Annotated in this window: 7 protein-coding genes; 1 reads left to right on the forward strand and 6 read right to left on the reverse strand. The window is 42.7% G+C overall.

Annotation, left to right across the window (positions count from 1 at the left end; all coding sequences use genetic code 11):
• Positions 1-33: 33 nt before the first annotated feature.
• The 6 genes from AC1DPZ_RS20815 to AC1DPZ_RS20840 form a co-directional block, all read right to left on the reverse strand.
• Positions 34-1410, reverse strand: coding sequence for an IS110 family RNA-guided transposase (locus AC1DPZ_RS20815; protein ID WP_477407008.1), 1377 nt, complete (start codon positions 1408-1410; stop codon positions 34-36).
• Between the two features lie 251 nt (positions 1411-1661).
• A complete protein-coding gene (locus AC1DPZ_RS20820; protein ID WP_477407010.1) occupies positions 1662-2003 on the reverse strand; it encodes a DinB family protein in 342 nt (113 codons plus the stop codon).
• A 39-nt stretch (positions 2004-2042) separates the two neighbouring features.
• Positions 2043-2480 (reverse strand): DUF5990 family protein, encoded by a 438-nt coding sequence (locus AC1DPZ_RS20825; protein ID WP_477407012.1) that lies wholly within the window; start codon positions 2478-2480, stop codon positions 2043-2045.
• A gap of 105 nt (positions 2481-2585) precedes the next feature.
• Positions 2586-3449: an SDR family oxidoreductase gene (locus AC1DPZ_RS20830; protein ID WP_477407014.1), complete on the reverse strand. Its 864-nt coding sequence runs from the start codon at positions 3447-3449 to the stop codon at positions 2586-2588.
• A gap of 180 nt (positions 3450-3629) precedes the next feature.
• Positions 3630-4781, reverse strand: a complete 1152-nt coding sequence (locus tag AC1DPZ_RS20835) for an MFS transporter (RefSeq protein ID WP_477407017.1) — start codon at positions 4779-4781, stop codon at positions 3630-3632.
• Positions 4782-4801: 20 nt separating this feature from the next.
• The gene (locus AC1DPZ_RS20840; protein ID WP_477407019.1) at positions 4802-5386 is read right to left on the reverse strand and encodes a Crp/Fnr family transcriptional regulator; all 585 of its coding nucleotides are present in this window, start codon (positions 5384-5386) and stop codon (positions 4802-4804) included.
• 181 nt (positions 5387-5567) lie between these two features.
• Between AC1DPZ_RS20840 and AC1DPZ_RS20845 the strand changes: the two genes are divergently transcribed.
• Positions 5568-6728: a putative sensor domain DACNV-containing protein gene (locus AC1DPZ_RS20845; protein WP_477407021.1), complete on the forward strand. Its 1161-nt coding sequence runs from the start codon at positions 5568-5570 to the stop codon at positions 6726-6728.
• The last annotated feature ends 142 nt before the right edge of the window (positions 6729-6870 follow it).

A 6870-nucleotide genomic window follows, 5' to 3' on the forward strand; every position in this document is an offset into this window, starting at 1 on the left:
CCTTATAATGACACATTTACAAGTCGCTCATAATCAAGCTGCTTTTTGTATGATATAACCCAGTTTAGCTGCATTTTTTTGCAGACGTGCGATTATCCTTGCTGTCGTAATAGCCGGATCCTGCTGAACTTTGCTGGCATCATAAGCCTGTTTTTTGAGTACCATGTTGTAAAAGATCACAGCTATTTTTCGGGCGACTGCCTTGATAGCTTTCGCGGAGCCTTTCGTTGCCGCAAGTTTTCTATATTGCTGTCCTAACGGGCCTTTGCTTTGCCACAAACAGTTTGCTGCTATTCTGAACGCCTGTGTGGCCGGGTTGTGGGTTACCCGCTTTTCATATCCCACTATTCTGCCGCCGGTTATTTTAGGGCGTGGCGATAAGTTAAGCCAACTGGCAAAATGAGCAGCTGTCGGCCATTTGCTCATATCTGTTCCGGTTACCGACAAGATGGTCAGCAAGCTTATTTCATCAAGGCCTTCAACTGCTGTCAGGTCTACTCCAAATATAGCATACAGGTAATCCTTCAGGTTAAAGTGATATTGGTTCTTACGTACCGAACCCTGTCTTTTGTTAATCTTTGCAGGCATTGGAAGTTCATGTGGTAAGGTTTTTAACACCTGCTCGATATAGGTCTCATAATTCAACATCTGACTTTTAAAAAAATCATATTCTGTCAGTTTACATCGCAGGATAGTTACATGATGTTCCTGATATTCGCCTTTAAGGGAACTGAGCAGGTCTTCCTTACTTGCTTTTAGTAATTGATGATCTATATGGCTTAATAAGATTTGAGGATCAGTTATCCCGGAAGCGATCGCCCTGACCAGCTTCATCCCTGATACACCTTCTACATCGCTGATCAGGTGCTGAAATTTGATATTCATCACTGTCAGTACTTTTTGGATACTGTTCAGGACATTCTTCTTCTGATCCTGACAATGGCTTCTTTCGTGCTGAAAATCCCGCAGCTGCCGGTACGGAGCTTCTGCAATATGCGATGCCCGCAACAGGCCATGACTTAATAACTGGTGAAGCCATTGCGCATCCTGTACATCCGTTTTCTGTGCTGCAACGTTACGGTAGTGGCTTGGATTGATCATGACAACCTGGATACCCCGGGCCTGCAATAGGCCGAATAAGGTTTTCCAGTAAGAACCGGTCGATTCCATCGTCACGATCTCTACACCATGAGCCAGTAACAGGTCGGCCAGCCGGTGAAGCTGATCTGTGTAGCTTTCAAATTCGGCCAAATGGATCAGGTCCTGACGATCTGTATAAGAAACCATCATCAGCATGCTGCCCACATCGATACCTGCAGAACGGGGATAAAGTAATCCGAAACGCTCCATTCTTTTACCGTTGCTGCCTTGCGCTACGGTTTTCTTCTTGTTTTTCTTAGCTTTGCTCATCGTTTTTTAACAACAGGGCAAGCTCGGTCACTCTGAAAGTATCTAAGCTTATAAGCGCGGTAAACCATTATGATGGTCCCCAATGAATGTTTTTTGCAAAGAGTGACCGTCCCAAACTCGCAAACGGGCTCTGGTCGGCCCCAAGGGTTTATACGGGGTATGTAGCTTGCTCTGTTTTTTTGCAAGACTAACCTTTAGCAGCTATATAATCAACAAGTGTCATTACTGTTTTTTCCAGTTCAAGCTGGTAGTTACTCGCAATGACGGGCGGTATTTACATTCTGCCAGTATTCCTTGATTGCACCTATGGATGGTCTTTCAAGTCCGGATGTCTCGGAATTTTTAAGAAAAATCCTATCCAGGTCTGGATAAAGCCTGTCGCCAAGCTCCAAAAAAGTAAATAATCCATCACTCACTGCAGCCAGGTGCCCCAGCAGGTAATTACCTGTATTACGACCAGGCGCAGTTTGGGCTGCAAGCTGGTCGTCAGTAAGTTTATCCAACAAAGCATTTAAACGGGTATTTTGCAGTTCCCAGTTTGATATTGCCATTTTGACGAATAATTCCGTTGTTATTTCCTGTTGAGTTTCCATGGTGGGTGTTTATGTTTTTAATTATATGAGATGCATTTATTATGCTGAAGTTATTTTCCAGCCATCAAAAGGCTTAACAGTTGCACAATTTGGTGTTCCATCTTTTGCAGTCCCTGGTACCTTTGTTTCCAGGATTAATTTAGGGCCTGCATTAAGCTGATCAATAATTGCCCATGTAATGCCGGTTAATGGTATTTTGAGCCTTCTTGCCCAGGAGCCAATCTGCCCGGCCAAAGTTCCTATATCTAAATAAATAAAATTGTTTGGGTATGGGCCTTGTACGTAAGGGCTGCTGAATTTGGGCAAACTATCTTTTAACCTATCGCCTTTAATATTAACGGCTAAATGAAAATGCAGGTCTTCCGATTTGGATCGCTGCGTTTGTACAGTTTCATATATGCTACCCGATCCTTTTTGCAAACCAAAATCAACATTGGCAGGTGGCTTTTGTAGAATAATATGAAGAGATAATTCCATAGCAAATAAATTAAAGGGCCCTTAATGGTGATATGAAATAAAATAAGTGTCTCTCCAAAATAAATTGAAGAAACACTTATTTGTTTTATGCCACCAAGGTATTACTTATAAAGTAAACCCGTAATTCTTTGCCCATTTATCTTTGATCACGGCACGTGATTTTACAAATTCATGATCTGCACCCTGTGCAACGGCGTCCAATGGGTAACGCAAGGGGCGTTCGCCTTTATTGAGGTTAATAAGATCGACCACACCATCTGCAATGGTTTGCGGGTCCATTTTGTAATCGGCCATCTTGCCAAATAAAGCGCCACCCATTGCATTGAATGTATTGACAGCATCTTGTCCATAGGCGGCAATGATGTCTTCCTTATCGGCGTTCAAGCCTGTTTTGGTGCCATTATTCATTTCGGTTGGGTAAACACCGCTTTGTATTGACACATTCTCTATCCCATAAGTTTTCAATTCATGATTAAAACCTTCTGTTAACGACTCCATCGCGAATTTGGAGGCCATGTAAGGCACCATAAATGGCAGTGTGAAGCCGCTGGCACCAGTGGAAATATTAATGATAAGGCCATTTTTGTTTGCCCGCATGGAAGGAAGTACTGCATCATAAGTACGTAAAACTCCATAAAAGTTAACTTCAAACATTTTCTTTACCTGTTCAATAGTATATGCTTCTGCTAAGCCGTAACCTGTTATGCCTGCATTGTTCACCAATACATCAATTCTGCCATGTTTGGCCAAAGACTGAGCGAAAGCATTTTTTACAGATTCGTCACTGGTTACATCCAGCTCAACAACATCTACATTAGGTATTGCGGCCAGTTCTTTGGCAACGGCTTCATTTTTACCGGCTGTACCACGCATGGCAGCTATTACAGTATGACCCTCTTTAGCTAAAGTTTGGGTCATTAACTTACCAAACCCTGTGCTTGTTCCTGTTATTAAAACTATCTTTTTCATTTTGTTGTGTATTATTTACATAACAAAGATGGGGCAACGCAAAATGCTGCTAAATGACAAAAGGCAAAAAAGAGCGTTGATATTTGTCAAGAATAATTGGATTTTTTTTTCAGACGAAGAACGTTATACCAAATATAGTTAAGAAGTTTTTACATAAAGATGCAAAGCGATGCGCATATGCTACGCGTTTTCTTTAAGTTGAGATACCATCACAATAATCAATGCCCCAAAACCTGCAACTATTCCAAATGCCCAGCGTAAACCGGCTGCCTGTGCTATAAAACCTACTGCCGGTGGTATAATCAGGAAACCCAGGTAGCCCACAGTTGAAACTGCAGCAAGGGCCTGGCTGGTATTCATACTTTGCGATTTGCCCGCCATGCTGAATACCAGGGGCACAATACATGATACCCCCAACCCTACCATGGCATAACCAATATAAGTGGTATAGGTATAAGGCAAAACAATACAAAACAATAAACCTGCAGTTACCAGGATACCATTGAGTGTAAGTACTTTTTTAATCCCTACCGAGGCTACCAGTCTATCCCCGGTAAACCTTCCAATGGTCATGGATATCATATAAACTACAAATGCCGCTGTTGCAGCAGATTTAGACGGATGAACTACCTTTTGAAAATAAATGCCACTCCAATCGTACATGGTATTTTCGCAGGCCATCGATGCAAAACATATCAGTGCAAATTTTACCAGGTGCTTATCGGGTAATTTAAAGCCCGATGTATTTGCTGTAACCACTGGTTTTTCATAATAAATGTGCGGGTAAAAAATGGCCGTTGTAATCAGCATGGCAATACCCACCGTTAACAGGTGCCAGGATGCCGCTACATTATAGGATACCATTATGTATCCAACAGCCGCACCAGCAAAACCGGCAATACTCCAGATGCCATGAAAGGTTACCATGATAGATTTGGGATAAAAAGCCTGGATACTCACTGCCTGCGAATTTGTTGACAGGTTATATATGTTACGCGCAGAGCCAAAGAAAAAAAGCAGTATTACCAATTGCCACACATAGGTGGTAAAGCCGGGCACACATAGTAATAAATTAAAAGCAATGGCGCCAGTAAGCATAATACTTTTGCTGCTAAAGTGCTTCAGCATTTTTGCTGTTATGGGTATGGTAAGCATTAGCCCTATTGGCAAAGCAAACAAAACCGCCCCTAACTGTGCCTCGTTTAAATGAAGCTGTTGTTGAATAGATGGTATGCGTGATGCCCATGACGAATATCCAAAGCCCGAAATAAAGAAGAAAACTCCGCAGGCAAATCTTAATTTCGACCTGTTGGGGACGGTAGCATTATCCATGGCCTAAAAGTAAAAATAAATTATTTACCGGCCATCTGCTTCCGTATCCTGCTCAATGTTTCTGGCGATATGCCCAGGTACGATGCGATCATATTTTGAGGGAAGCGCTGCAAAAATTCGGGATAGGTGTTCATGAGTTCTATATAACGATCTTCGGCGGTATTGCTTATGGAGGAGTGGATTCTTCTTTGGTGCGAAATGTAACTGCGCTGATCTATCTTTTTTAACATGGCTTCAATAGCAGGGACTGTCTTTTTCAGATCCTCCAGCTGCCGGTAGGATATTTGCAACAGTTCTGAATCATCTATAGCGTCAATATTATATCGGCTGGGCGTATTAGTCATAAAACCTTCATAATCGCCCATCCACCAGCGCTCTATACCAAAACGCACAATATGCTCATGACCTTTATCATCAACCGTATATTGCCTTAAGGCCCCTTTGGTTACAAATGAGATATATTTACTCGTATCGCCTTCCTGCAAAAGGTATTGCCTTTTACGCAGCTTTTTGAACTTAAAGGATTGCTTAATCACTTCAATTTCTTCATCAGACAAATTTAATGATGAGTAATCTGCTACGTATTGTAATAATGTATCAAACATTTATGCGGGATCAGGATTTAAAATATTTTCAAAAATAAACATATAATTTAAGCAGCATGCTACTCAATTATCGGCTAATTGCAATTTTGAGGCATTTGTTTGTGATGGCGACAAAGAACCCCTATTTTTGGTAAAACAATCTGTTAACCGGCTGTACCGGCCTGGAATCATCTTATAAAACATGGAATCAAGGAGTATTACCTCTGAACCAACCTATAAAGCTGCCCGTGTTGTAGCCCCGTCATTAGAACGGCATTTTAAACATTTCCATTCTATGGTAAATGCAGAAAATGAGGCCGACCTTGCTGCTCCTACTCCTGATATCCCAACAATTGAGGCTATCATCGATATCTCTTTTTGGGCCAGTCTGCGTCGCGAAGAAGGCTATTCGCCTAAATTTACTTTGGCTTTTTTACCGCCGGAGAGTGCCGGGCAACCGCTTTTGTTCGGCCATAAAATAAAACTTGCACCAAATATCCTTACCAAATTTGCTTCGGCGGTTCAGCAGCCAGGAATCCACCTTGGTGTTTGGATAGAGGATGGCGAGCTTTATGTATGGGGCACTACACTTGCCATACCTGCCTATTGTTTTGTGCTGGAGGTGATAGAACCCGGACTGCTTGTGGTAAAACATCGCCGTGTAGATGGTTTTGGTAAGTTTGTGAACATTGCCATTTTAAAAGGCGATGATATTAAAGTAGTTGATGAGCAAGGCTCTACCCTGTCTGATTGCCCCACCATCCTTACTTCTATGCTTGATTTTACCCTGCCATCTTCCTGGAATGATCCGGTGAATGTGCTGGTGCAGTTAGCCGCATCTATGCAGGCCCATAAACGCGGTGGTATACTGCTGGTTGTACCATCGGATAATGACGACTGGACAGAATCTATCATCTCTCCTATCTCTTACCCGGTTTCTCCGGCTTTCTCAGGCCTTACAGATCTGATGATCCACGAGGGCATCGAAAAATATCATACTTCGTGGCAGGAAAAACTGCGTCGCGCTGTTGATACTATTGGCGGCCTAACATCTATAGATGGCGCCACAGTAATTAACGATAAGCACGAATTGCTTGCCTTTGGCGCCAAAATTGGCCGCTCATCAAAAAGCACGCGCGTGGAGGAAATTATTGTTACCGAGCCGGTTGTAGGCTGCTCAACCAAAGTAATTCACCCGGCACAAAACGGCGGTACACGGCATTTATCGGCGGCGCAGTTTGTGTTCGATCAAAAGGATGCAATTGCGCTGGTAGCCTCGCAGGATGGGAGATTTACTGTTTTTGCATGGTCGCCGATAGTGAATATGGTGCATGCGCACCAGATAGATATATTGCTGCTGTAGCGTCACCCTGCGCTCTCCAAAGCTTCCTTTGAAGTGGATTGGTGAGACTTAAAACCTCAACCCTATAGAAATATAAGGTAACGATCCTTCTTTTGAAAAGCCCATCACAGCCTCAATTAAAACCAGTTGCGCGGGGATAATG

This window comes from Mucilaginibacter sp. P4_G9 (genome assembly GCF_056400985.1).